Origin of the sequence: Paenibacillus sp. F411 (assembly GCF_017582705.1) — a bacterium.
Classification (GTDB): domain Bacteria; phylum Bacillota; class Bacilli; order Paenibacillales; family Paenibacillaceae; genus Paenibacillus_AQ; species Paenibacillus_AQ algicola.
The window spans coordinates 36497-63199 of sequence record NZ_JAGFIP010000022.1; the positions used below are offsets into that span (position 1 = coordinate 36497).

A 26703-nucleotide genomic window follows, 5' to 3' on the forward strand; every position below is an offset into this window, starting at 1 on the left:
CTGACTGACAGACCGCCCGGCTTTTTTGTCGGAAATTTCTTGGACACATACCCGGTGTTCTGACAAACTTTCTAAATCCTTGCTTTTATAATGGGACCTACAAACAAATTCGTGATGAATGGGGTGCCAGGATAATGGATAAAAGAAATGTGGTTATGTTTCCGGGGACAGGGACGGTAAAAAGAGGCGCGGGGGCGTTGTACAGCCGTTTGGGCGTTACTCTGGGGTCATTGTCGGCACTGAAGCGCCCTTTGGATATGCTGGCTGCAAAAAAGTGGATGATTCTATTAAGCTTTATGGGCTTTCTGCTGGGCCGGGCCACCATTCTGGACGAGCTGTCACCGTTTGCTGCGGCTTTCTTCGCCGTCATCGTATTTGTTCGCCGGGATTATTTGCTGCCGGTAGGCGCAGCCGTGATGGCAGGTAGCCTGTTCGCCCCTTATCCTAATATGCTGATCATACCGGCGGAGATGATCATCTTCTACCTGATCCTGCGCGGGCTGGAATCCTACGAGCGGGCAGAGCTCTCCTACGCCCCGATGATGGTGTTCGTTTCTACCTTTGTGGTGAACCTGTTCGCGACGCTGGTCGGCCCGTCCATGACCTGGTACAGCATGATGATGCTTACGCTGGACGCGGTGCTGAGCTTTGTCCTGACTCTGGTGTTTATCCAGGCGATCCCGGTCCTGACCTTCCGCAAGAAAAATTATATGCTAAAAAACGAAGAAATCTTGTGTTTGATCATCCTGCTCGCCTCGGTCATGACAGGAGCGGTAGGCTGGGCTGTGCACGGCTTGTCAGCCGAGCATGTGCTCTCCCGGTACTTGATCCTGCTGTTCGCCCTGGTGGGAGGAGCGCCGCTCGGCGCTTCCGTCGGCGTCGTTACAGGCCTCATTCTGAGTCTCGCGGACATATCTGCCTTTGCCCAGATGAGCCTGCTAGCCTTCGCCGGGATGCTGGCCGGCATGCTGCGCGAGGGCAAAAAAGCCGGCGTTTCCCTCGGCATGCTGCTCGGCGCCACGATCCTATCGATTTATTTCAATAAACCGGAGCAGGTGCTGCTCTCCACCTGGGAGACTTGTGCTGCGATTGGCCTTTTCCTGATCACCCCCAAGAGCTTCTTCCAGATGATCGGAAAATACGTGCCGGGCACGCAGGACCACACCCGGTCGCAGCATGAATATGCGAAGCGCGTCAGGGACTTGACCGCCGAGCGTGTCACCCAGTTCTCCCAGGTGTTCCGCCAGCTGTCCCAAAGCTTTGGGCAGGCGACGCAAAGCATGCATCCGCCCGGCAAGCAGGCGGAGGAGCTGAATCATTTTATGGACGCCGCGGCGCAGGGCACCTGTGCAGCCTGCTTTAAGCAGAGCCACTGCTGGGACGCTAAATTTTATCAAACCTATAAATATATGTCCGACATCATGACGTCGATTGAGAACAAGCCGGATCTTAAAGCCGAGGAGCTGCCGCCAGAGCTGGGTAAATTCTGTACCAAGCGGGAGGAAGTGCTGGAGGTGCTGAAGCAGCAGTATCATCTATATCAAAATGATATGCAGTGGAAGCGCCAGATATTCGACAGCCGGCATCTGGTTGCGGAGCAGCTGTCGGGGGTGTCCCAGGTGATGGAGGACCTCGCCCGGGAAATTAAAAGAGAGAGCCAGACGATGCACATTCAGGAGGAGCAGATCCGCGAGGCGCTGCTGCAGCTGGGCTTGTCCGTGCAGGGCATCGATATTATCAGTCTCGACTCCGGTCATGTAGAAATCGAGATTATTCATGCCTATACCAAGGGATACGATGAATGCCGCAAAATCATTGCCCCGATGCTGTCAGATATCATTGGAGAGCATATTGCCGTTGTGGGAGAGGTATTGACTCATCCCAAGGACGGACTGGCCACGGTCCGGTTCAAATCCGCCAAAACCTTTGAGATCACAACCGGCGTCGCCGCCGCCGCGAAGGGTGGAGATCTGCTGTCAGGTGACAGCTTCAGCACAGTGGAGCTGGGGAACGGAACATTTGCAGTCGCGTTAAGTGATGGTATGGGGAATGGGGAGCGGGCCCGGCTGGAGAGCAGCTCGGCACTGAATATTTTGGAACAGCTGCTGCAGTCCGGCATGGATGAGCGTCTCGCTATCAAATCGGTCAATTCGATCTTAATGCTCCGCTCGCCGGAGGAAATTTACGCCACCGTGGATATGGCGCTAATTGACCAATATTCCGCTCAAACGACGTTTATGAAAATCGGCAGCACGCCAAGCTTTATCAAGCGGGGGAAAGAGGTCATCCCGGTGACAGCAAGCAATCTGCCGATTGGCATCATTCAGGATATAGAGGTCGATTTTGTGTCGCTGCAGCTGCAGGCAGGGGATGTGCTCATTATGATGACGGACGGTATTTATGATGCCCCAGGCTATGCAGTGAATAAGGAAATCTGGATGAAGCGTATCATTCAGGAGGTAGATAGCAGCGATCCTCAGGAAATTGCGGATATGTTACTGGAAAAGGTCATTCGCTATCAGCAAAATCATATTCATGATGATATGACGGTCGTCGTCGGGCGGGTAGATCATTTCCATCCGGAATGGGCGAACGTACATGTGCCTGGCTTCTCCAGAATGGAAAGGCCGCGCACGGTAAGCTGAGCCGATGTCCTCACAATATCTAATCTTGTAAACAGGGATCTCTTGCAGTCTTTCAAGTTCGAGGATATCGGGTTTGAACTCTCTGAAATGCGGAAATACTAGAGAGCAAAGCCGGTTGGCAACAGAACGGGAGGAGATTGCAATGATGAAACAAATCCTGCTAATTACGGACGGATGCTCTAATGTTGGAGAGAGTCCGGTTATGGCTGCAGCCCATGCGCTGCAGGAGGGCATCACCGTGAACGTCATCGGGGTGCTTGATTACGGCATGATTGGCGAGCTGGGAGAGCTGGAAATCCGCGAGATTGCCAAGGCCGGAGGCGGGCTTCACCAGGTGGTGGGCACTCCGCAGCTGGCAAGAACGATGCAGATGATGACCCGCAAGACCGTGGTGCAGACGATTCAGCAGGCGGTGAACCAAGAGATTCGCCATATTCTTGGAAGCGGAGATCTTAGCACTCTCCCCCCGGACAAAAGAGCAGAGGTGGTGCAGGTCGTCGATGAGCTCAGCGAAACCTCCTCCTTGCAGGTTGCGCTGCTCATTGACGCCAGTGCAAGCATGAAGCCGAAGCTTGCGGCCGTGGAGGAGGCGATCCGGGACCTGATGCTGAGCTTGAAGGCGCGCTCTGGCCGCAGCAGGCTGTCCGTGTTCCACTTTCCGGGCCGGGGGAGCGGAGAAAATGTGGTCAAGGATGTAGACTGGACCGGGAATCTCGAAGGTGTCAGGAGCCTGTTCGGCCGCCTGCAGATGAAGGGAGCCACGCCGACAGGACCCGCGCTTCTAGGGGTGATTGATGAATTCCGTTATGGTACACTGGAATATAATCAAGAGAGGCGGGAACTTTCCGGCCAAGAGGAAGGGATGCTCGGTGACTACGTCGTCTGAGACAGGCTGTGCCCCCGGCACGGTCATTACAGGCAAGTGGCATCATAGTCAGTATGTGGTAGAACGTCTGCTGGGCTCCGGCGCGAACGGCAGCGTGTATCTGGTGCGCCGCCGGGGGCAGGAGCAGCGGTATGCCCTCAAGATGGGATACGATACACTGGAGCTGCAGTCAGAGATCAACGTTCTCAAGGCGCTAAATCGGCAGTTCACGAAGCCGTATTTCATCGAGGCTGATGACGCCAGGGAGGCGGGTCTGGAGGCTGCCTTCTATGTCATGCGATATGTGGAGGGGGTGCAGCTTCGGCAGTTTATCCGCGTGCGCGGCCGGGAGTGGATGGGCTTGATTGGCTTGAAGCTGCTGGAGCGGCTCTCTTCCCTGCACCGGCTGGGCTATGTGTTCGGTGATTTAAAGCCGGAGAATGTGCTGGTATCTCCCTACGGAAGTGTGGAGCTGATCGACTTCGGCGGGGTCAGCGCAGAAGGCAAGAGCGTGAAGCAGTTTACGGAGTGGTATGACCGGGGCTACTGGAATGCCGGCTCAAGAACCGGCGATGAAGCCTATGATTTGTTCTCGTTTGCCGTGATGTGTATACATCTTCTCGATGAGAAGGGCCTTCGCGAAGCGTCAGCGCAGCTCCCTCAGGTCCGGGGGGTTCATGATCTGGAGGCTGTGGTGCGAAAATGTCCCCATATCAAGCCATATGCGGCCTGGCTAAGCCGGGCATTAAGAGGCGGATTCGCAAACTCACGGGAAGCGATGAACGCGTGGAAGCGGGGCGTTTATGCCCGCCCTCTTCCCACTATCAAGAGGACGCCCCGGTGGCTCCGGCGTTCCTTTGTCCTCTCCCTGCTGCTTATGGGAGCGGCATTATATTTGTTTTTGGCTACATAGGAGATCATATGGGCCGAAACGGGTTAATATCATCATAAGACACAGGTGCATGGGTAAAGGGGTATGAAATGGTGGAAGATGTAACAAATTTGCAGCAGCTAAGTGAAGAAATAGAGCAGCTGGCCTCGGAGAATGGATTATGGTCACGTGGAGATACGGTCGTGGCTGCAGTTTCCGGCGGACCGGACTCTATGGCTCTGCTGCTCACGCTGCATCATATTTCCACAGTCCTCACTCCCTTGAAGCTGGTCTGTGCCCACGTGCATCACGGATTCCGTCAGGAATCGGATCAGGAGGCACAGCTTGTTGAGGCTCTGTGTGCCCGGCTTGCGATCCCGTTTGAAATGGCTGTGGTGGATGTGCCGGCCTACATCCGGGAGAGCGGCAGGAATGCGCAGGACGCTGCGCGATCCAAGCGGTATGCATTTTTATTTGAAATCGCGGGAAAATACAGAGCGAGGTCCATTGCATTGGCTCACCATGGTGATGACCAGGCAGAAACCGTCTTGATGCGGCTGCTGCGCGGAAGCGGTCCCTCCGGGCTCTCCGGCATGAAGCTGATCCGGCTTCAGGATGGCATTCAGCTGATCCGGCCTTTTCTGCGCCGCAGTAAAGCCGATCTGGTGGCGATATGCCGTCAGAGCGGAGTGGATTATGCGGTGGATGACAGCAATGAGCAGACGAAGTATCGACGAAATGCAGTGCGGCTGCAGGTGCTTCCGTTTCTGGAGGAGTACAATCCCCGGATTTCATCCTCCCTTGTGCAGACGGCGGAGATTATCGGAAGCGAGGATGATTACATGGAGAGCGCTGCACAGGAGGCCTATACGGCCCTGGTGCAGAAGGGGGCATACGGACCGGCCATGAGCGCGCCCTCTTTCCTGGCCCTACATGTCGCTTTACAACGGCGTTTGATTAAACTAATATTAAATTACCTGTCGCCTGACCGTGAAATTTCGGATTTTACGAAGATTGAATTGATCCGAAGACGCATTGCGCAGGACATTTCTAATTCGTGGAGTCTGGATCTAGGGGAAGGCATTTGCTGTATCCGCGAGTACGATACAGTATCCTTTATGAACGGTCCTCCCGTCTGTCTAAACTACATATATGAGCTGCATTCTCCCCAGGAGCTCGAGCTCCTGCTGCCGGAGATTCAACGCAGGCTCAAGCTGGAGCTGTGGGACGAAGCACGACTGGAATCGCATCCCCGCATGCTGAATGCGGAAGCTTTTTTCGATGCCGATCACCTGCACTTCCCCCTGATTGTCCGTTCCAGGCAGCCCGGTGACAAGATGAAGCTCATGGGATTAAACGGAAGCAAAAAGGTAAAGGATATTCTCATCAACGAGAAAATCCCTCCGTCAGCCCGCCAGGCCATTCCCATTGTTTGTGACGGGCTTGGCACCTTGATCTGGATCCCGGGCGTACGACGTTCTGTTCACGCTGCTGTCGGGCAGCATACTACCCGTATTCTGCGCCTTACGCTGTCGGATGCGGGAGAGGCGTAATGCAGGGGACAGCCCGGCTTTTTCGTCTAGACGATACAAACACGTAGGAGGTTGTCTCAGGTTGCAGAATGACATTCAAGAAGTACTAATTAGTGAAGAAGAACTACAGGCAAAGATTAAGGAGCTGGGTCAGAAGCTGAGCTCTGAATATGAAGGCCGCGATCCCTTGGTTATTTGCGTGCTGAAGGGCGCGTTTATTTTTATGGCGGACCTGGTTAAGAACATCACAGTACCGATTGAGCTGGACTTCATGGCGGTATCCAGCTATGGGGCTTCCACGAAATCTTCCGGCGTCGTCAAGATCATCAAGGATCTCGACCAGTCGGTGGAAGGCCGCGATGTGCTCATCGTGGAGGATATTATCGACAGCGGGCTTACCCTGAGCTATCTGATTAAGCTGCTGGAGGACCGCAAGGCGAAGACGGTATCTGTAGTGACGCTCTTTGACAAGCCGTCCGGACGCACCGTGGAGCTGACGGCGGACTATACCGGCTTTGTGATTCCGGATGCCTTTATTGTGGGCTATGGTCTGGATTACGCCGAGCATTACCGCAACCTCCCTTATATCGGGATTTTAAAACCGGAGATTTACAGCAGCTGAAATGGCTGACCGCAAAGACCGGAGATATCGGTCGGTCCTTTGCTTTGTTGAGATAGCCAGACAGGCTGTGTTAAAATATCTTATGTGTCTTTGAGAGGAGGTAGGGGATGAGTCGGTTCATCCGGAATTCTGGTTTTTATTTGATTCTATTTTTAGTCGTGGTGGGCATCGTACAATTCGTGACCAATGGGAACGAAGTAGCCGATACCCCTAGGTATGATGAGCTGCGGCAACAGATTAAGGCCGATAATATTGAGGAAATAACGGCTCAATTTGACGGTTATGCTTACTTGGTAACCGGCTCATATAGAGAGCCTAGAGGCGAAGAGGAATTTGAGGATTTCTCGACCTACATCCCGGCAACGGATGCCGCGATGGAAGAGCTCGTGAGCGCCAGCGAAGCTAATGAGGTGGCCTTTAATATTAAGAAGACGGAAGGACCGAGCATCTGGCTGACGCTGCTGTCCTCCTTTATTCCGCTGATCATTATGTTCGCATTGTTCTTCTTCCTGTTTAATCAGGCGCAGGGCGGCGGCGGCAAGGTCATGAACTTTGGCAAGAGCAAGGCCCGCCTGTATAACGAAGAGAAGAAGAAGGTGACATTCCAGGATGTGGCCGGTGCGGATGAAGAGAAGCAGGAACTGGTGGAGGTTGTCGACTTCCTGAAGGATCCGCGCAAGTTTAACACGGTAGGAGCCCGCATTCCGAAGGGCGTGCTGCTTGTAGGCCCTCCAGGTACGGGTAAGACGCTTCTTGCTCGTGCTGTTGCCGGTGAAGCCGGAGTTCCGTTCTTCAGCATCTCGGGTTCTGACTTCGTCGAAATGTTCGTCGGTGTCGGTGCATCCCGTGTCCGGGATTTGTTTGAGAATGCGAAGAAGAATGCCCCATGTATTATCTTTATTGACGAGATTGACGCTGTCGGTCGTCAGCGCGGCGCCGGCTTGGGCGGCGGCCACGATGAGCGCGAGCAGACACTGAACCAGCTCCTGGTTGAGATGGATGGCTTCGGTGCGAACGAAGGCATTATTATCGTTGCTGCAACCAACCGTCCGGACATTCTGGACCCTGCATTGCTGCGTCCTGGACGTTTTGACCGCCAGATCACGGTGGACCGTCCGGATGTGAAGGGTCGCGAAGCGGTACTGAACGTTCACGCCCGTAACAAGCCGCTCACGAAAGACGTGAAGATGGATGTTATTGCGAAGCGGACGACAGGCTTTACAGGTGCGGACCTGGAGAACCTCCTGAACGAGGCGGCCCTGCTCGCTGCACGGCGCAACCGGAAGGACATCTCCATGCAAGAGGTTGACGAGGCGATTGACCGTGTCATCGTCGGTACAGAGAAGCGCAGCCGCGTGATCAGTGACCGCGAGAAGCGGATTGTTGCTTATCATGAAGCGGGCCATACTATCGTTGGTTACTTCCTGGAGCATGCCGATATGGTTCATAAGGTAACGATCATTCCGCGCGGACGCGCGGGCGGATATGTGATTATGCTGCCGAAGGAAGACCGCATGCTCGTGACGAAGCAGGAGCTTCTGGACCGGGTTACCGGCTTGCTGGGCGGACGCGTAGCGGAGGAGCTGTTTATCGGCGAAATCGGTACCGGTGCATACAGTGACTTCCAGCAGGCAACGAGCATTGTCCGCAGCATGATTGTGGAGTACGGCATGAGCGAGAAGCTCGGACCGATGCAGTTCGGCACTTCTCAGGGACAGGTGTTCCTGGGCCGGGATATCGGACACGAGCAGAACTACAGTGATCAGATCGCATACGAGATCGATCAGGAAATGCAGCATTTCATTCAGGATTGCTATGAGAAATGCCGCCAGCTCCTGACCGAGCATGCGAAGGAAGTGCATCTGATTGCAAACACCTTGCTGGAGAAGGAAACGCTGGAGCTGGATCAGATCAAGCAATTGATCGAGACAGGTTCTGTGGATTCCGGCAACGACGGTGAAGGCGGCTCCTCCGAGAGCGGTGAACCGGTCATCGACAGCATTGGAGACGTACGTGTTCGCATTCAGGGCAAAGACCAGGAAGAGCGTTCCAACACGGGAGAAATTCCGAACAATCCAATGGACAATGATCAGCCGGAGAACAGCAATCCTGACGATAAGCCTCCAGGCGGGTCAGACCAAGGCGGCAGATTAACGTAGTAATATCGCCAAAACTGACGCTGCAGCGTTATATACAGATAGAACCGGAGAACATCCCTTGTTTTCCGGTTTTTTTTGTGCATCTTATCACGTTGACAGCCGGGAGAACGTTGTGTACATTAGGTGTTAACTAGCAGGTGTTTCTTTTCACAAGGTAGATGGGCATCTGTACTCAAATTGCTGCGGCCATACGAATCTTGCCGTAATACATAAAGGGAGAGGGTCAGAAGTGGAAGCTTTAGCACTGGAGCGTAAAGCCGAACAGAACCGGGAGTTACGCGAACGCTTAATCCAATTGAAGAAAGAACGCAACGCTATTATTCTGGCGCATTATTATCAGCGCGATGAAATACAGGAAGTCGCAGATTTTCGGGGAGATTCCTTCCTATTAGCACAGAAAGCCGCACAAACCGACGCAGACACCATCGTATTTTGCGGTGTGCATTTTATGGGTGAAAGCGCAAAAATTCTAGCCCCGAACAAAACCGTGCTCATCCCGGATGAGCGCGCAGGCTGTCCGATGGCTGACATGGTGAATGTGGATGGACTGCGCAAGCTGAAGGCACAGCACCCTAACGCCAAGGTCGTGACTTACATTAACTCCTCGGCGGAGATTAAAGCAGAAACCGACATCTGCTGCACGTCCTCCAATGCGGTAAAGGTCATTCAGTCTGTAGATTCTGATGAAATCATCTGGGTACCGGATAAGAACCTCGGTCATTATGTACAGCAGCATACGGACAAGAAGATGATTATTTGGGAAGGATACTGCAACACGCATGATATGCTGACCGTCAAAGATGTCATGGAGATGAAGGCCAAGTATCCAGGGGCGGAGTTTGTCGTTCATCCCGAATGCCGGCCAGAGGTTGTGGAGCTGGGTGATTTCGTAGGCAGCACGACGGCTATTTTGGAATATTGCAAGAATTCTCCGGCGAAAGAATTTATCGTGGGTACCGAGGATGGAACCGGCTATCAGCTTCGGGTAGATAGTCCGGATAAAGCATTTCATTTTGCTACCAAGTTTCTCGTATGTCCGAATATGAAGGTCAATAATTTGAAGAAGCTGGTGAAATGCCTGGAAACGATGAAGCCGCAAATTTACGTTCCGCCGGCCGTAGCCGATAAGGCACGGGCATCGCTCGAACGCATGCTGCAGGTGAAATAGGATGAACGGTGCTGTCATCGACCCCTCAAAGGCTCCCGTTATTCCTCCGTTTCTCGTTGATGTAGACTGGAGCAATCTTCCGGTGGTGACCACCGATTGTATTGTCATCGGTTCAGGGATAGCAGGTCTGTATACGGCTATTGAGCTTGCGAAGGACCGCCAGGTACTGCTCATTACGAAGAAGACGCTAATGGAGAGCAATACCCGGTATGCCCAGGGCGGCATTGCTGCCGTGACGGCAGAGGATGATTCCCCGATCTATCACCGGCAGGACACGCTGCTTGCAGGGGCAGGGCTCTGTTCCTCGGCAGCCGTTGACGTGCTCGTTCATGAGGGACCCGAAGGCGTAAAGGAGCTTATCCGTCTGGGTACCCTGTTTGATGAGGAGAACGGCGTACTGGCACTCACCCGGGAAGGGGCTCACAGTCACCGGCGAATTCTTCATGCCAATGGAGATGCAACAGGACATGAGATTGTGCGAGCACTCTCCGACAAGGTTCAAAGCCATCCTCGGGTAGAGGTATGGGACGATCATTTTGCGATTGATCTTGTCACCCGGAGCGGAGCCTGTCTCGGAGCGCTGGTGCAGATGCCGGATGGAAGCCGCACCTTTGTACGCGGCGAAGCCACCGTGCTGTGCTCAGGCGGTTCCGGTCAGCTGTATCGATATACGACGAATCCGGAGGTGGCGACCTCCGATGGGGTGGCTATGGCTTACCGAGCAGGGGCTACGGTCCGCGACATGGAGTTTATTCAGTTTCATCCGACGGCGTTAAGCTATCCCGGTGCACCGCGCTTTTTGATCTCGGAAGCGGTGCGGGGTGAAGGAGCCTACTTGCGCAACATTAAAGGCGAGCGCTTCATGCACAGGTATCATGAGCTGCTGGAGCTCGCTCCCCGCGATATTGTCGCTCGGGCGATCGTCAGCGAAATGGAGGAAACCCGATCCACATTCGTCTATCTGGACATTACGCATGAATCTGCGGAAATGATCAAGCATCGTTTCCCCACTATATATGAAACCTGCATGCGGTACGGCCTGGACCTGACTAGTGACTGGATTCCGGTTTCTCCTGCTGCGCATTATATGATGGGCGGTGTCAAAACCGATCTGCACGGCGAAAGCAGTCTTTCACGCCTGTTTGCATGCGGTGAGGTATCCTCCACCGGTGTGCACGGAGCCAACCGGCTCGCCAGCAACTCCTTGTCGGAAGCGCTGGTGTACGGACGACGGATCGCAGAAGCCATCCGCAGGCTGTCTCCACTGGAGGAAGGCCTTGAGCCGGAGGCCTTCAGCTGGGAGCGCAGAGAGCTGGCTTCCCAGCCTATTGTCGAGCGGCGCCTCAAGCTGCAAAAGGTCATGGTGCGCTACGCCGGACTTCGACGGACCCGGGAAACGCTGCTTCGCGCGATGGAGGAGCTGAAGCGTCAGCTGCCGCTGCTGCACTCGGTGCTGACCCGGCGGGAGGAGTATGAGTTTGCGAACCTGCTCACCAGCTCCCTGCTCGTCATCCAGGGAGCTCTTTACCGCGAGGAAAGCCGCGGAGCTCATTATCGGGAGGATTTCCCGGAGCGAGATGATATGAAGTGGCGCAAGCACATTGTACAGGGCCGCGATCAAGGAATGACGGAGGAAATCAGTGATGATGTTTAACGGATATAATGAAAATCTGGCTGCAGATATACGCTCCTGGCTGCGCGAGGACGTCGGCTCCGGCGATATTACCACCTTGTCTACAATTCCGCCGGGCCACGAGTCTAAGGGAGTCGTCCATGCCAAGGAAGACGGTGTGGTGGCCGGAATGCCTGCCGCAAAGCTGGTGTTCGAGATTGTAGATAAAGACCTTGTGTTTCACGCGCATGTTGAGGATGGACAGGAAGTCAAGAAGGGCGATATTCTGGCGATCGTTGAGGGCAGTACGCACCATATTCTGACCGGTGAACGGCTCGCTCTGAATTTACTGCAGCGTCTCTCGGGCATTGCTACAAAGACACGTGCATTCGTGAATGCCCTGGAGGGCCTGCCAACCCGTCTCGTCGATACACGCAAGACGACACCGGGTCACCGAATGCTTGAGAAGTATGCCGTACGGATCGGCGGCGGGGGTAATCACCGCTTTGGCTTGTATGATGCCGTCATGATCAAGGACAATCATATCAAGGGCGCAGGCAGCATTGGGGATGCGGTATCCAGATCCCGCAGCGTCATCCCGCACACGATGAAGATTGAGGTGGAGACGGAGTCCATCGCGCAGGTGCAGGAGGCTCTTGCGGCGGGGGCCGATATTATCATGCTTGATAATATGGATGATTCGCAGATGAAGGAGGCCGTGAGCCTCATCAAGGGACATTCCCCGCACGTGATGACCGAGGCTTCCGGCAATGTCACGCTGGAGACAGTGCGGCAGATCGCATCAAGCGGAGTGGATGTTATTTCTGTCGGCCGGTTAACCTACTCTTTTCAGAGCCTGGACATCAGTCTGGATCTCAATGGCAAAAAAGGGGGTACCGCATGATTCTCGTCGTCGATATCGGAAATACGAATATTGTGCTCGGCATTTATGAGCACAAAGAGCTGCTGCATCATTTTCGAATCAGTACCTCCCGCCAATCTACAGTAGATGAGTATGGTGTGCTGATTCATAATCTGTTTCAGATGTCCCAAATCTCGGTAAACGACATAGAAGGGGTTATTGTCTCATCCGTAGTGCCGCCGTTAATTCCGGTGGTGGAAGAGATGTGCCGTAAATATATGAGTCAGGATCCCCTGATCGTCGGTCCCGGCATCAAGACAGGGCTGAATTTGCGCAATGACAATCCGCGCGAGGTCGGAGCGGACCGTATTGTCAATGCTGTGGCCGCCGTTGAAAAATATGGCGGCGGGCCGCTGATCGTCGTTGACTTTGGAACAGCTACGACGTTCGATTGTATTGACGCCAGCGGCAGCTATTTGGGTGGGGCCATTGTTCCGGGGGTCGGCATTGCGGCGGAAGCGCTCGTGCAGCGGGCGTCAAAGCTGCCCCGCATTGAGCTGGAGAAGCCCAAGAAGGCGATTGGCCGCAACACCGTGCATGCTATGCAATCCGGGATGATTTTTGGCTATGCGGGACAGGTCGAGGGCCTGGTAAGGCGCATAAAAGCCGAGCTGGGAACGGACAATGTTAAGGTCATCGCGACCGGCGGACTGGCAGAGCTGATCTCGGGAGAAACCCATTGTATTGACGATATTGATCCGCTCCTGACCCTCGATGGGCTGCGGATTATTTACGAACGAAACGAATAAGTGCTGCAGGGAACGCAACGAACAGGGACTTCAAGGAGTTATATATAAAGAAGAGCATGAGCTAACGACTCAAAAGGAGGCTGAAGATGGATAACAGCATAGACCGCATTCTCCGCGGAACGGCCATGAACGGTAAGGTCCGGGCATTTGCCGTACGGACGACCGATCTGGTTGAGGAGCTGCGACGCAGACATGATACTTTTCCCGTCGTAACAGCCGCATTAGGAAGAACGGCGTCCGCCGCTGCCATGATGGGCGCTATGATGAAAGGGGAAGAGCGGCTCAGCATTCAGGTGAGGGGCGATGGACCGATTGGTCTGATTGCGGCTGAAGCCAATGCCCGAGGCGAGGTGCGCGGTTATGTGAATAACCCGCATGTGGAGATGACGAACATCCGTCCCGGCAAAATGAATGTCGCTGCTGCAGTAGGCACGAGCGGATATATCCACGTGATCAAGGATCTCGGCCTTAAGGAGCCCTACCGTGGCAGTATACCGATCGTGTCCGGTGAGCTGGCAGAGGATTTCACATATTATTTCGCCGTATCCGAGCAGACCAATTCTGCAGTCAGTCTGGGCGTACTGGTATCCCCGGACTATACGGTAGCCAATGCCGGCGGCTTTATTATTCAGCTGCTGCCCGGCATTACGGATGAGGAAATCGGGACTATTGAAAAAGCTATTCAGGACATTCCACCGATCACGACATTGCTGGAGGAAGGGCTTGAGCTGGAAGACATTCTGAAGCGGCTGCTGCCCGACATTACGATTCTGGAGGAGACGAAGGTAAGCTTTACCTGCGACTGCTCCCGTGAACGGGTGGAGCGCGCGCTGATCAGCATGGGTGAGGGCGAGCTGCAGGCGATGATTGATGAGGACCGGAAGGCCGAGGTGACCTGTCACTTCTGTAATGAGGCCTATACATTTGATGAGGAAGAATTGATAGCCGTTTTACAACGGGCGAAATCTTAAAGATATGGGATGAGCAGCCGATGACGAAACAGGAAAAGGCACTGTGGGCAGCTGTAATGGTTCTGTCAGCAGGTTTGCTTTTTATGGGGAGCTGGATGGTGTTCTCGGGGGCTCTGTCGCGGGAGGGCTTGTCCAGAGAGGAAGGCAGCGGCTCATCGGCCGTAGCCATGGTGCAGGAGCAGGCTATCACGGAAGAAGCGTGGAGCCGTGAGCTGAAGCGAAGATACGGCAGCGAAGTGCTGCTGACGATGATGAACCGCCAGGTCGCTGCGCTGGAAGCGGAGCAGGCCAATATCACGGTAGCTCCGGAGGAGATTGAACAGGAGCTGGATCGGATGGCTCAGTCCTACGGCTCCCGGGAACGTTTCCTGGAGGCTATGGCACAGCTGGGCTTGTCCGAAGAGGTGCTGAAGGAAGAGACCGAATACCGGCTGCTGCTGGAGAAAATTGCAACGGCAGACGTCAAGGTCAGCTCTAGCGAAATTGATCAATATCTAGAGGACCATCCGGATCAATTCGTGCCCAAGAAGCAGCTGGATTTGTCGCTGATCAAGGTGGAGGAGGAGTCACTGGCGAATGAGCTGCTGGACCGTCTGGAGGACGGTGAGGATTTTGCAGCTCTTGCTGCCGAGCACTCGATCGACGAATACACGAGAGAAGACGGCGGCCGGCTGGGACTGATTGAAGAGGATGATCCTTTTCAGCCGCAAGAGCTGATGGAGACCGTGCTGGAGCTGAGCAGCGGCGATATCGCAGGACCGATTGCGCTGGAGGACGGCTTTGGTATTGTATATGTCAAAAGAATTCTCGTGCCGGCAGCGCCAGATCCGAAGCTCACTCGTGAGACCGTCCGCAGACAGCTGGCTCTGGAGCGTTCCGAATCCTTAAGTCAGCTGGAGCAGCGGCTCCGCAGCAAATATGAAGCCCGGATGCTGGCAGGGGCGTCGCCCGCGCCATTCCGGCAACCGTAAAACAGGCCTTTGCAGCTTATTTCTCCGGCTGCCAAGGCCTGTTTCTTATGGAGACTTCCTGTGATTTTAGGTTGTTGACACAGGACAGAATCGTTGATAATATGGAGTTACAAAACCTAGCGTTTTACTCGGATATTAATGAAACTATTCATGCAATAAATAAAGATACGAATGCAGTGGAATATATCATACAGGGAGGCAGTTACCATGGCTAAAGTCGTTAATAACGTAACGGAATTGATCGGAGGAACACCGCTGGTTCGCTTGAACCGTCTGGCGGAGGAAGGCAGCGCAGAGATTTATCTGAAGCTGGAATACCAGAATCCCGGCTCCAGCGTCAAGGATCGGATCGCGGTCAGCATCGTGGAAGAAGCCGAGAAGGAAGGCAAGCTGAAGGCGGGCGACACCATTGTTGAGGCAACGAGCGGCAACACAGGGATCGGCCTTGCAATGGTTGCGGCAGCCAAGGGCTACAGAGCGGTTATTGTAATGCCGGAAACGATGAGCCTGGAGCGTCGTAACCTGCTGCGTGCTTACGGCGCAGAGCTGGTGCTGACACCTGGATCTGAAGGCATGAACGGCGCGGTGAAGAAGGCCGAGGAGCTGGTTCGCAGCAATCCTTCCTACTTCATGGCAGAGCAGTTCCGCAATCAGGCGAACGTGAAGATTCACCGTGAAACGACAGGGCCGGAAATTGTGGAGGCGATTCAATCCGTGGGCGGCAGTCTGGATGCATTCGTAGCCGGCATCGGCACGGGCGGAACGATCTCGGGCGCTGGTGAAGTGCTGAAGAACGCGTTCCCGGATGTGAAGATTTACGCAGTAGAGCCAGCAGCATCCCCAATTCTGGCGGGAGGCCAGCCGGGTCCGCATAAGATTCAAGGTATCGGTGCGAACTTCATTCCGGAGATTTTGAACCGTGACATTTACGATGAGATTATCCATGTCGAGAACGATGATGCTTTCGAGACGGCACGCCGTGTGGCCAAAGAAGAAGGCGTACTGGCCGGCATTTCCTCCGGGGCTGCGGTACACGCTGCACTGAAGGTTGCCAAGCAGCTTGGCGAAGGCAAGCGTGTCGTTGTTATTATTCCGAGTAACGGTGAGCGTTACCTGAGCACACCGCTGTATAACTTTGAATCCTAATTGCACTTAAATTTATAGAGAAACAGCCTTCAATGCAGGACGCATTGAAGGCTTTGTTTCTTTCCCGGGGGTTCGGATGGGGCAGCGCCGGAATGGACATTGTATAGAGAACAAGGCGTATGCTGCTTACTGCGGGGTTTTCAAGCCGGACGGGATGAAGTATACTGACAGGCAACAGACAGCATTTTTCACGGATAGGGAGGAAAGGCATGGAACGAACAACAAAGCTGGCCGAATGGTTAAATTGGGTGGAGGAAGGCTGGACCATGCTGCCTTATTTAGCACGAGGGAACAAGGTCTATCCCGAGCTACCAGAAACATGGACCCCGGCCTGGCAGGCCTCCTCTCCCTATTCGTTCGTGCTGGAGAGCGGAAAGAGCGGAAGATACACCTATGTAGGGACAGATCCGGTATCAGTGCTTACCGGTAAAGGCACGGAAGCGAAGGTGCTGGATCTGCGCACTGGAGAGTCGAAGCCGCTTCACGGCGATCCGCTGCCGCTGCTGGAGCAGTGGATGCGTCCGTACCGGGCACCGCGCACTCCCGGTTGGCCGGATTTCCGGGGCGGTTGTGCCGGCTTCCTCGGCTATGATGTCATCCGCTCGCTGGAGCAGATTCCGGTTATTGCCAGCGATGACGCCGGCTTCCCGGATTATTTGTGGATGCGGATGGAGTCGCAGTGGATCTATGATCATCAGGAGCATGCGCTGTACTGCGCTGTTCATATCCCATGGAAGCCGGATGAGGGAAGCAAGGACAGCTTAAACGGGGACAGTCTGCAGCCAGCAGAACACCCCGCGGGATTCCCGTTAACTGCGGAGGATAAGATGAAGCTGCAGCTTCTATATGAGCAAGCTGAGGCTAAAGCGCAAAGCATGCTTAAGGCCTGGGAGCAGTGGATAACGGGAGATACTCAAGAGCGCTCTGCAGAGCAAGCCCTCACTGCCGCAAGACGTCAAAAAGCAGCGTCACTGCTGGTGCCGGAGGTGGCGGGCTGGGATGCGCTGGAGAGCCCTTTTTCCAAGGAGGCCTTTCAGCAGGCAGTTGAAGATATTCAGGAATATATCCGCAATGGAGATGTATTTCAGGTGAACCTCTCGCTTCGGCGTCACGTGAAGCTTAGGTCTCATCCTTCTCAAGTGTATGAGTGGCTGCGCGTGCTCAATCCTTCACCTTACATGGGCTATTTGAATTCGCCGGGGTTTGCGCTGTCGAGCGCTTCGCCGGAGCTCTTGATCAAGCTGGATGGCGGAAAGGTAACCGCGCGCCCGATTGCCGGTACCCGCCGGAGGGGTGCCACTCCACAAGAGGATGCCGCGATGGAGGCCGAGCTGCTGCAGACGGAGAAGGAACGGGCGGAGCATATCATGCTGGTCGATCTGGAGCGCAATGATATTGGACGTATTGCAGCCTATGGCTCGGTGAAGGTGCCGGAGCTGATGACGATCGAGCGTTATTCGCACGTGATGCATCTGGTTTCTCAAGTGGAGGGACAGCTGGCCGAGGGGAAGCATGCTTATGACGTGATCGCTGCTGCCTTTCCCGGCGGAACGATCACCGGGGCCCCCAAGATCCGCACCATGGAAATTATCGAGGAGCTGGAGCCGGTCACAAGAGGTCCCTACACAGGGTCGATGGGCTGGATCGATTATAATGGAGATATGGAGTTAAATATCATTATACGTACCTTAGCGGTCAAGGACGGAATCGGATATATTCAGGCGGGAGCCGGCATTGTCATTGACTCCGAGCCTTACCGGGAATACCGCGAATGCCATAATAAGGCGAAGGCCTTGATCGCTGCCGTCATGTGCAGTGAAGAAGAGGCTGCAGCCGCAGCTTTAAGATAAGGGGAGATAATCATGATTCTGGTCATTGATAATTACGATTCTTTTACCTATAACCTGGTGCAATATTTGGGAGAGATTGGCGAAGAGGTTCAGGTGTACCGCAATGATGAAATTGATCTTGCCGGTATTGAAAAGCTCGCACCGGATCATATTCTGATCTCGCCGGGGCCGTGCACGCCGAATGAGGCAGGCATTAGCCTGGACGTGATTCAGCATTTTAAGGGCAGGATCCCTATTTTCGGCGTCTGTCTCGGTCATCAGGCGATCGGACAAGCATTTGGCGGCAACGTGATTCGGGCGGAGCGCTTGATGCATGGCAAGACCTCGCCTATTCATCATCATGGCACCTCGGTTTTCCAGGGTCTGAGCAATCCTTTTACTGCGACGAGATATCACTCGCTGCTGGTGGAGAAGGAAAGTCTGCCTGACTGTCTAGAGGTTACAGCCTGGACCGAAGAGGGTGAAATTATGGGGCTGCGGCACAAGGAATACCCGATCGAAGGCGTTCAGTTTCATCCGGAATCCATTATTACGGACCATGGCCATCAAATGCTGCGCAGCTTTCTGCAGAACAAGGCCGGCGCTCAGGCATGAGGCTGGTTGGCCTCAACAGACAAGTGATTCCGGCATCTCAGGCCTCCATCTCGGTGCTCGATCATGGGCTGCTCTACGGGATGGGGCTGTTTGAGACCTTTCGTACTTACGACGGGGTGCCTTTTTTGCTGGACCGGCATTTAAAGCGATTGGAAGAGAGCTGCAGCGTGCTGGGCATTCCGTATACCCAGGATGACAGCACCTTCCGGGACTGGCTGCAGGCTCTGCTTGCCGCTAACGACTTGAAGGATGCTTATGTGCGGTATACGGTAACGGCCGGAGAGGGCGGTCTCGGCTTGCCATCTGGTATGTATGAAGCTCCGCAGGAGCTGCTTCTCGTGAAGCCGCTCCCCGTAATGCCTGACGAAGCGTATCAGAAGGGGAGAGGGCTACAGCTGCTGCATACCCCCCGCAATACGCCGGAGACGCCGGTCAGGCTGAAGTCGCTGCACTACATGAACAGCATTATGGCCAAAAAAGAACTGCAAAGTTACCCGGAGGCCGTTGCGCTCCAAGCCGAGGGCTGCATGCTGACCGTAAACCAGGAGCTGGCGGAGGGCATTGTAAGCAATCTGTTTTTTATCCGGGAGGGCCACCTGTATACGCCGGACATCGGCACCGGCATCTTGCCCGGTATTACCCGGGCGGCGGTGCTGGAGCTGGCGCAGCAGCTTTCCATTCCCGTCCATGAAGGCCGTTATGGCTGGGAGGACCTGCTGGAAGCGGATGAGGTGTTTACGACAGGCTCTGTTCAGGAGCTGATGCCGATCACTTCTCTGCTCGCCCAGGGACAGAAAACCGCATTGGTAGGGTCTGGTGTCATGGGCCCGATTACGGGGCAGCTTTTACAGGCCTACCGGCAATGGACCGGGAACAGACAGGAAGGCAGGGGACTTCGAGGATGAGAATCACCGTGTACGAGCAGACATACAAGTGCGGTCAGACCGAGCTGAAGCTGGGCAGTGCTACACTGATCATGGGCATTCTGAATGTTACGCCGGACTCTTTTTCCGATGGGGGCAGGTATCTGGATTCGGGGCGTGCTGTGGAGCATGCACTGAGGCTGGTGGAGGAGGGTGCAGATCTGATTGATATCGGGGGAGAGTCCACGCGTCCGGGACATCAGCCCGTCCGTGCTGAGGAAGAGCTGAGCCGGGTCATACCGGTGATTGAGGCGATTCATAAAGCAGCGCCGCATATCCCGCTGTCCATCGACACGTATAAGGCGGAGGTAGCGCGGCAGGCGATACAGGCCGGGGCGCACATCATTAATGATGTCTGGGGCTGTAAAAAGGATCCCCAAATGGCATCCACAGCCGCAGCACTGGACTGCCCGATCATTCTGATGCATAACCGTCAGGATGAGAACTATACAGATCTCATAGAAGATATGAAGAAGGATCTGCTGGAAAGCGTAGATATTGCACTCCAGGCCGGCGTCAATCCCGCAAGGATTCTACTGGATCCCGGTATCGGATTCGCCAAAAATCACAGCCAGAACCTGCAGGTCATGAGTGCGCTGGATGAGCTCGTTCACTTGGGGTATCCCGTGCTGCTGGCTACCTCGCGCAAGCGATTTATCCGCACCGCGCTGAACCTGCCGGTGGAGGATGTCGTCGAGGGAACCGCAGCTACGGTTGCGTTCGGGATCGCACAGGGCTGTCAGCTGGTTCGGGTGCATGATGTGGCGCAGATGAAACGAACGGTTGCGATGAGTGATGCCATGCTTTACGCTTCACCCTGGTTGACCCGCAGGCTGCCTGCAGGAAGTATTTAGTAACGATCAACGTTCAGGAAAGGCGGTATGGATCCATGGATAAGATGAGCCTGCGCAAAATGGAATATTACGCCTATGTCGGCGTATTTGAGGAGGAACGAAAGCTCGGACAGCGCTATTATGTGGACCTGGAGCTGGAGCTGGATTTAAAAGAGGCCGGGCTGCGCGATGACTTGACCCTCACGGTCAATTATGCGGAGGTCCACGAGCTGCTTCTCGGTGTGATGAAAAACAAGCAATTCAAGCTAATCGAGGCTTTAGCGGAGTATATTGCAACCGAAGTGCTCCGCACTTATACTAGTATCGTTGCATTAACCGTTAAAGTAACCAAGCCGCATCCGCCTTTTGATATTCATTTTGAGGGTGTTACCGTAGAGCTGCACCGAACCAGAAAGTGAGACGCCATGATGAATGCACACACTACCTCTGAATGCTCAGAGGCTTATATTGCTTTAGGGGCTAATTTGGGAGATCGGGAACAGACGATGCTGGAGGCGCTGAGGCAGCTAGACAAGCACCCCAGCATTCAGGTCCTCCGCTGCTCCAGTCTGTACGAGACCGAACCGGTAGGATATGTGGATCAGCCGATGTTCTTGAACATGGCCGCCGCCATCTCCACCTCGCTGTCTCCGCTTGAGCTGCTGGCTGTCATGCAGCGTATTGAGAGCCGTCTTGGCCGCAAACGGCTGGTCCATTGGGGCCCGCGCACGGTGGATCTGGATTTGCTGTGGATGACGGGACAGAACATGAACACCCGGGAGCTGATTCTTCCGCATCCGCGGATGCTGGAGAGAGCCTTCGTGCTGATGCCGCTGCGTGACATCGTTCCCGAGGATGAGCCTTCCGGCCTGCATATGACAGTCAAGACAGCGCTTGAGAGCTTGGAAGGAAAGGAAGGAATACAGCTTTGGAAAACATGCAGCTTGCACAGCGGATCCGCGCTTTCCGAAAGTTAAAGGGCCTGACCCAGCAGCAGCTGGCTGCGCAAATTGAGGTTTCACTTGCCGTGCTCGGAGCTGTGGAGCGGGGAAATCGGCGGGCTGACGAAGCTCTGCTTTCCCGAATTGCAGATGCTCTGGGTATTTCTTTAGACGAACTGACCCTGCGTGGTTGATCATAGAACCATCATTGGAGGAAAGGGGTGAATTTAACTTCACATGCTGAAGATCGGAAAGATCGAGATGAAGAATCAGGTTGTGCTGGCGCCAATGGCCGGTGTATGCAACCCCGCCTTCCGCTTGATTGCGAAGGAGTTTGGCACAGGCCTCGTCTGTGCCGAAATGGTGAGCGGGAAAGCGATCGTTCATGGCAACAAGCGCACCCAGGAGATGCTGTTTGTGGATGAGCGGGAGAAGCCGCTGAGCCTGCAGATTTTTGGCGGTGACCGTCCGTCTCTGGTGGAGGCGGCGAAGGTCGTGGACAAAGAGACTAATGCGGATATCATCGACATTAACATGGGCTGTCCGGCACCTAAGGTCACCAAAATGGACGCCGGCGCCCGCTGGCTCCTGGACTCCAACAAAATCTATGAAATGGTAGCTGCAGTGGTAGACGCTGTCGATAAGCCGGTAACGGTTAAGATGCGGACTGGCTGGGACAGCGAGCATATTTTTGCGGTCGAAAATGCACAGGCTGTGGAGCGTGCCGGCGGACAGGCGGTCAGTGTTCATGGACGCACCCGTGAGCAGCAGTATACAGGCCGGGCGGACTGGAGCATCATTAAGCAGGTGAAGGAATCCGTCTTGATCCCGGTGATTGGCAACGGGGATGTAGTGACCCCGGAGGATGCCCGGCGCATGCTGGATGAAACCGGCTGTGACGGCGTTATGATTGGTCGGGGCGCTTTGGGTAATCCCTGGATGCTGTACCGCACGATCCAATACCTTCACCACGGAGAGCTGCTGGATGACCCGTCGCCGCAAGAGAAGATCAAGATTGCTGCCCTGCACATGGATCGCTTGATTGCGCTCCGGGGTGAAGAAGCAGCAGTACGGGAAATGCGGAAGCATCTGTCCTGGTACCTGAAGGGCTTGAAGGGCTCCGCCCGGATCAAGGATAGGATTATGGAAGGAACCCGGCGGGATCAGATGGTTGAGCTGCTAAACACGTATGTGGACCAGCTGGAGGAATGCGCCGCAGGGGAGAGCATCTATCCCCAGACGATACCCGCTGGGTAGCGTTTTCAAAACCTGCCGGTGTGCACATTGACTTTTTGAAATGGTTCCCATATAATTTCTCAGTATAATTTGCCGGAGCATCCGACAGACATCAGGGGGTTCTGATCCTCGGAGATTTGCATATAGTAGGGCATGATTTAAACTTTTTACATGACAGGAGAATCGGTTGAGATGAGCGATAAGGAAGTCATTCTTACACAGGATGGTCTGAAAAAGCTGGAAGATGAGCTCGAGAATCTGAAATCCGTTAAACGGCGCGAAGTTGCAGAGCGGATCAAGGTTGCCATCGGTTATGGCGACATCAGTGAAAATTCCGAGTATGAAGATGCCAAGAATGAACAAGCTTTTATAGAAGGCCGTATTATCACTTTGGAAAAAATGCTCCGTAATGCCCGCATCATCAATAACGAGGATATTAGCACAGACGCGGTTGGCGTGGGCAACACGGTCATTGTGGAGGATATGGAGTTTGGGGATACGATGGAATACACCATCGTCGGCACTGCAGAATCCGACCCATTGAACAACAAGATTTCCAACGAAAGCCCGGTAGGCAAGGCGATTATCGGCAAAGCAAAAGGCTCGGTGGTTGATGTCAACGTACCAGCCGGCGTCATTAAATATAAAATTGTAGACATTAAGAAGTAAGTTAGATCAGCATGCGCGGAAAGCTTCCTTTCGGGGAGCTTTTTTCGCTATGATAGCACCATCAGCCCAATGAGGCGGACAGGCTGCCGGCATTCCACCGGGAAGCGAGAATGAAGGAGATGAGCGTTACGATGACGGAAGAAAATCATCAACAAGAGCAGGGACAAGAGCAGGAGCTCAGTGAGCTGCTGCAGATCCGGCGTGCGAAGCTGGACGAGCTGCGCAAGCTCGGCATAGACCCGTTTGGGGGAAAATACGAAAGAACTCACCAGGCGGGAGAGCTGATGGAGGCTTACGATGCTCTCAGCAAGGAGGAGCTTGAGGAGAAGCAGGTTGAGGTGAACCTGGCTGGCCGGATTATGGCAAAACGGGGTATGGGCAAGGCTTCCTTTGCGCATATTCAGGACTTGAGCGGCCGTATCCAGATTTATGTGCGCCAGGATACCGTTCCAGCGGATAAGTATGAAGCATTCAGTATTTTGGATTTGGGTGACATTATCGGGATCAGCGGGACGCTGTTTAAGACAAAAACCGGTGAAACCACGGTAAAGGTACACAATCTGGAGGTACTGTCGAAATCGCTCTATCCGCTGCCGGAGAAATTCCATGGCTTGAAGGATGTAGAGCTGCGCTACCGTCAGCGTTACGTGGATCTGATCATTAACCCGGAGGTTCAAAAGACCTTCATTACGCGTTCCCGTATTATCCAGTCCATGCGCCGCTACCTGGATTCGCACGGATATCTGGAAGTGGAGACACCAACCCTGCATACGATTGCCGGCGGTGCCGCAGCACGTCCATTTATTACGCATCATAATGCGCTGGATATGGAGCTGTACATGCGAATCGCGATCGAGCTTCATTTGAAGCGTCTTATTGTCGGCGGCCTCGAAAAAGTGTACGAAATTGGCCGGGTATACCGCAATGAGGGCATTTCAACACGCCATAACCCGGAATTTACAATGATTGAGCTGTATGAAGCCTATGCGGATTACAAGGATATTATGGCACTGACAGAAAATCTGATCGCGCACATTGCGCAGGAAGTGCTGGGAACCCAGGTTGTGGAATATCAAGGCCAACAGGTTGACCTCAAGCCGGAATGGCGCCGCGTTTCCATGGTCGATGCCGTTAAGGAAGTGACTGGAGTCGACTTCGGCGTGCAGATGACCAATGAGGAAGCTCATGCCTTGGCCAAGGAGCATAAGGTGCCTGTCGAGAAGCATATGACCTTCGGTCATATTCTGAACGCGTTCTTTGAGCAGTTTGTAGAAGAGACGCTCATTCAGCCGACGTTTGTAACCGGACATCCGGTTGAAATTTCGCCGCTGGCCAAGAAAAACGATCAGGATCCGCGCTTTACCGACCGTTTCGAGCTGTTTATTGTCGCGCGTGAGCATGCCAATGCCTTCTCGGAGCTCAACGATCCAATCGATCAGCGCCAGCGCTTTGAGTCCCAGCTGAAGGAACGCGAGCAGGGTAATGATGAAGCCCATGAGATGGACGAGGATTTCCTGCGTGCGCTGGAGTACGGCATGCCGCCAACAGGAGGACTCGGCATCGGGATTGACCGCTTGATTATGCTGCTGACCAACGCCCCGTCGATCCGAGATGTGCTGCTCTTCCCGCATATGCGTCACCGGGCGCTGGACTAAGCGAGATACATGCTGCATAGAGCCTCCGGCCATCTGGCTGGAGCAATGAACATATCTAAAAGGACCCTTCCGCGTTATGGCAACGTGAGAGGGTCCTTTTTTACATGCATGGGATGCAGACTACGGCTGCTTGGGATCACGGCCTGACAGGCACGCGGCTGCAATCTCAGGCTTGCATATAGAATACAGGTGACGCTTTACCACAGATCGCATGAGATCTGGAGTCAGCTTCTCGGGTCTCATGACAGCATGCATGGCAAGTCCGTCAATCAGTCCGTAAAAGCGCTCTGTCTCCAGTTCCTGATCCAGCTGCAAGGGCGCAAGCTCCTGCTGAACAAGTGCATGGACGATGGTGGAGAACAAACGGCGCATATCCTCGTCCACTTGACTTCGAAGTGAGCCGAGTGTGGGATCCGAGAAGGATTTGACGACAAACGCGAACCATACCTCCATTTCCTGACGAGTTTCTTCCTCTAGCGGCAAAATCTCATCTACCAATAAAGGAGCATCCTTCAAAACATCTCCCGTAAACGAAATCCTGCTGATTCGCTCGTTGACCCGCTGCGTGACAAGCTTCATGGCAAAAGCGAACAGCTCCGATTGTGTAGCAAAATAATGCCGCAGCGAGCCTGATGACAGCCCCGCCTCTTCTGCGATGTTGCGGACAGATGCATACTCCAGCCCATGCTGATGGATAACCCTCCACGCCGCCTGGGCTACTTTTTCTTTTTGCGCGTTGTGATCTACGATTTTTGGCATGGATAAAGTATAACATGTAGCTTGTTTATTTCGCACAAGTGTGCTAACCTTTTTTAAGACGACTGTATTAAAAAAGGAGTGCAAAGCTGTGATTGCCGCCCTCATTGTAGGATGTGAGATTGGATTTTGGGTGCTCGTGGTGGCCGGATTGTGTGCGAGATATCTTTTTGGAAGGAAGAAGCTTGGTGCGTTGCTGCTCGCCGCTACTCCTGTAGTGGATCTCCTGCTGATCACGGTTACTGTTCTGGATTTGAAAAATGGAGCCGAAGCAAAGTGGGTACACGGACTCGCCGCTGTATATATCGGGGTAACGATTGCTTTTGGCCGGAGTATGATCTCTTGGGCGGATCAACGATTTGCTTACCGCTTTGCCGGTGGATCCAAACCGTTACCTAGAGCACGCACTGGAAGGGAGCATGCACGATTGGAACGTGAAGGCTGGCTTCGCCATCTGCTGTCCTGGTGTATTGGCTGTGTCATCCTTGCGGGGATGGTCTGGTATGTCGGAGAACCTGCAAACACGGAAGTATTGATTAGGATGGTGCAGGTGTGGAGTGCTGTGCTTGGCATTGATTTTATAATCAGCTTTAGCTATACCTTGTGGCCGAAGGGAGGGGTGAGAAGATAAACAATGAGTCTGTATATATATACCAATCAAAAAAATCCGCAAAGGGGTTGCATTGTGCTTCAGTGCTATGGTATATTTTATTTCCGGCCGCGAAACGGTGGTTGGATGTCACGGTGAAGAGACACGGCAAGCGAAATGCTTGAAATAAACTTTCGAAAAAAAGTGCTTGCTAAGTTGGAACCAACGTGATATACTATAAAAGTTGCTGAGACGAGAGATTGTCAAAGCGACAGAAACAGAATTGATCTTTGAAAACTGAACAACGAGTGAGTTAAACCGATCTTGCCTTCGGGTGAGATCAACAATGAGATTTTATAATCTCGTCAGTTTTGAAATGAGCAATGGAACTCAACTTTCATGGAGAGTTTGATCCTGGCTCAGG

Annotated in this window: 25 protein-coding genes; 24 read left to right on the top strand and 1 reads right to left on the bottom strand. The window is 53.9% G+C overall.

Going from position 1 to position 26703, the window contains the following annotated elements; all coding sequences use genetic code 11:
• Window positions 1–134: 134 nt before the first annotated feature.
• The 23 genes from spoIIE (at window position 135) to lysS (ending at window position 24934) form a co-directional block, all read left to right on the top strand.
• On the top strand, window positions 135–2645 hold the full coding sequence (spoIIE, locus tag JJQ72_RS18420) for a stage II sporulation protein E (protein WP_208204544.1): 2511 nt from the start codon (window positions 135–137) through the stop codon (window positions 2643–2645).
• Window positions 2646–2790: 145 nt separating this feature from the next.
• Window positions 2791–3531 carry a vWA domain-containing protein gene (locus JJQ72_RS18425; RefSeq protein ID WP_138227548.1) on the top strand — a complete coding sequence of 247 codons (741 nt, stop codon included), beginning with the start codon at window positions 2791–2793 and terminating at the stop codon, window positions 3529–3531.
• The gene (locus JJQ72_RS18430) at window positions 3515–4423 is read left to right on the top strand and encodes a serine/threonine protein kinase (protein WP_208204545.1); all 909 of its coding nucleotides are present in this window, start codon (window positions 3515–3517) and stop codon (window positions 4421–4423) included. The genes JJQ72_RS18425 and JJQ72_RS18430 overlap by 17 nt, the downstream gene beginning before the upstream one ends.
• A gap of 68 nt (window positions 4424–4491) precedes the next feature.
• On the top strand, window positions 4492–5934 hold the full coding sequence (gene tilS, locus JJQ72_RS18435) for a tRNA lysidine(34) synthetase TilS (RefSeq protein WP_208204546.1): 1443 nt from the start codon (window positions 4492–4494) through the stop codon (window positions 5932–5934).
• Window positions 5935–5995: 61 nt separating this feature from the next.
• Window positions 5996–6535 (top strand): hypoxanthine phosphoribosyltransferase, encoded by a 540-nt coding sequence (gene hpt, locus JJQ72_RS18440; protein WP_138223941.1) that lies wholly within the window; start codon window positions 5996–5998, stop codon window positions 6533–6535.
• 107 nt (window positions 6536–6642) lie between these two features.
• Window positions 6643–8694: an ATP-dependent zinc metalloprotease FtsH gene (gene ftsH / locus JJQ72_RS18445; protein WP_138223942.1), complete on the top strand. Its 2052-nt coding sequence runs from the start codon at window positions 6643–6645 to the stop codon at window positions 8692–8694.
• Window positions 8695–8923: 229 nt separating this feature from the next.
• Window positions 8924–9862: a quinolinate synthase NadA gene (gene nadA, locus JJQ72_RS18450; protein ID WP_138223943.1), complete on the top strand. Its 939-nt coding sequence runs from the start codon at window positions 8924–8926 to the stop codon at window positions 9860–9862.
• 1 nt (window position 9863) lies between these two features.
• Window positions 9864–11516, top strand: coding sequence for an L-aspartate oxidase (nadB, locus tag JJQ72_RS18455; protein WP_208204547.1), 1653 nt, complete (start codon window positions 9864–9866; stop codon window positions 11514–11516).
• The gene (nadC, locus tag JJQ72_RS18460) at window positions 11506–12378 is read left to right on the top strand and encodes a carboxylating nicotinate-nucleotide diphosphorylase (protein WP_208204548.1); all 873 of its coding nucleotides are present in this window, start codon (window positions 11506–11508) and stop codon (window positions 12376–12378) included. Before nadB ends, nadC begins: the two co-directional genes overlap by 11 nt.
• Window positions 12375–13145, top strand: a complete 771-nt coding sequence (locus JJQ72_RS18465) for a type III pantothenate kinase (protein ID WP_138223946.1) — start codon at window positions 12375–12377, stop codon at window positions 13143–13145. Before nadC ends, JJQ72_RS18465 begins: the two co-directional genes overlap by 4 nt.
• 86 nt (window positions 13146–13231) lie before the next feature.
• Window positions 13232–14116 (top strand): Hsp33 family molecular chaperone HslO, encoded by an 885-nt coding sequence (gene hslO, locus JJQ72_RS18470; RefSeq protein ID WP_138223947.1) that lies wholly within the window; start codon window positions 13232–13234, stop codon window positions 14114–14116.
• 20 nt (window positions 14117–14136) lie between these two features.
• Window positions 14137–15087, top strand: coding sequence for a peptidylprolyl isomerase (locus tag JJQ72_RS18475; RefSeq protein ID WP_208204549.1), 951 nt, complete (start codon window positions 14137–14139; stop codon window positions 15085–15087).
• Window positions 15088–15294: 207 nt separating this feature from the next.
• Window positions 15295–16233: a cysteine synthase A gene (gene cysK, locus JJQ72_RS18480; RefSeq protein ID WP_208204550.1), complete on the top strand. Its 939-nt coding sequence runs from the start codon at window positions 15295–15297 to the stop codon at window positions 16231–16233.
• A 209-nt stretch (window positions 16234–16442) separates the two neighbouring features.
• A complete protein-coding gene (locus JJQ72_RS18485; RefSeq protein WP_208204551.1) occupies window positions 16443–18083 on the top strand; it encodes an anthranilate synthase component I family protein in 1641 nt (546 codons plus the stop codon).
• 12 nt (window positions 18084–18095) lie between these two features.
• On the top strand, window positions 18096–18677 hold the full coding sequence (gene pabA / locus JJQ72_RS18490; protein ID WP_208204552.1) for an aminodeoxychorismate/anthranilate synthase component II: 582 nt from the start codon (window positions 18096–18098) through the stop codon (window positions 18675–18677).
• Window positions 18674–19582 carry an aminotransferase class IV gene (locus tag JJQ72_RS18495; protein ID WP_138223952.1) on the top strand — a complete coding sequence of 303 codons (909 nt, stop codon included), beginning with the start codon at window positions 18674–18676 and terminating at the stop codon, window positions 19580–19582. Before pabA ends, JJQ72_RS18495 begins: the two co-directional genes overlap by 4 nt.
• Window positions 19579–20454, top strand: a complete 876-nt coding sequence (gene folP / locus JJQ72_RS18500; RefSeq protein WP_208204553.1) for a dihydropteroate synthase — start codon at window positions 19579–19581, stop codon at window positions 20452–20454. Before JJQ72_RS18495 ends, folP begins: the two co-directional genes overlap by 4 nt.
• A gap of 35 nt (window positions 20455–20489) precedes the next feature.
• Window positions 20490–20852, top strand: coding sequence for a dihydroneopterin aldolase (gene folB / locus JJQ72_RS18505; protein ID WP_138223954.1), 363 nt, complete (start codon window positions 20490–20492; stop codon window positions 20850–20852).
• Window positions 20853–20861: 9 nt separating this feature from the next.
• Window positions 20862–21410, top strand: a complete 549-nt coding sequence (gene folK, locus JJQ72_RS18510) for a 2-amino-4-hydroxy-6-hydroxymethyldihydropteridine diphosphokinase (RefSeq protein WP_208204558.1) — start codon at window positions 20862–20864, stop codon at window positions 21408–21410.
• Window positions 21362–21568: a helix-turn-helix domain-containing protein gene (locus JJQ72_RS18515; RefSeq protein ID WP_138223955.1), complete on the top strand. Its 207-nt coding sequence runs from the start codon at window positions 21362–21364 to the stop codon at window positions 21566–21568. The genes folK and JJQ72_RS18515 overlap by 49 nt, the downstream gene beginning before the upstream one ends.
• A 43-nt stretch (window positions 21569–21611) precedes the next feature.
• The gene (dusB, locus tag JJQ72_RS18520) at window positions 21612–22631 is read left to right on the top strand and encodes a tRNA dihydrouridine synthase DusB (RefSeq protein WP_208204554.1); all 1020 of its coding nucleotides are present in this window, start codon (window positions 21612–21614) and stop codon (window positions 22629–22631) included.
• Window positions 22632–22802: 171 nt separating this feature from the next.
• Entirely contained in the window at window positions 22803–23279 is a 477-nt protein-coding gene (greA, locus tag JJQ72_RS18525; protein ID WP_138227550.1) for a transcription elongation factor GreA, read from the top strand.
• Between the two features lie 131 nt (window positions 23280–23410).
• Complete coding sequence (lysS, locus tag JJQ72_RS18530; protein ID WP_208204555.1) at window positions 23411–24934, top strand: lysine--tRNA ligase; 1524 nt, start codon at window positions 23411–23413, stop codon at window positions 24932–24934.
• 120 nt (window positions 24935–25054) lie between these two features.
• Here the strand turns inward: lysS and JJQ72_RS18535 are convergent, their stop codons facing one another.
• Window positions 25055–25693 carry a TetR/AcrR family transcriptional regulator gene (locus tag JJQ72_RS18535; RefSeq protein WP_208204556.1) on the bottom strand — a complete coding sequence of 213 codons (639 nt, stop codon included), beginning with the start codon at window positions 25691–25693 and terminating at the stop codon, window positions 25055–25057.
• 88 nt (window positions 25694–25781) lie between these two features.
• Here JJQ72_RS18535 and JJQ72_RS18540 point away from each other — a divergent pair, with 88 nt between their 5' ends.
• Window positions 25782–26321, top strand: coding sequence for a hypothetical protein (locus JJQ72_RS18540; RefSeq protein WP_208204557.1), 540 nt, complete (start codon window positions 25782–25784; stop codon window positions 26319–26321).
• Window positions 26322–26703: the final 382 nt, after the last annotated feature.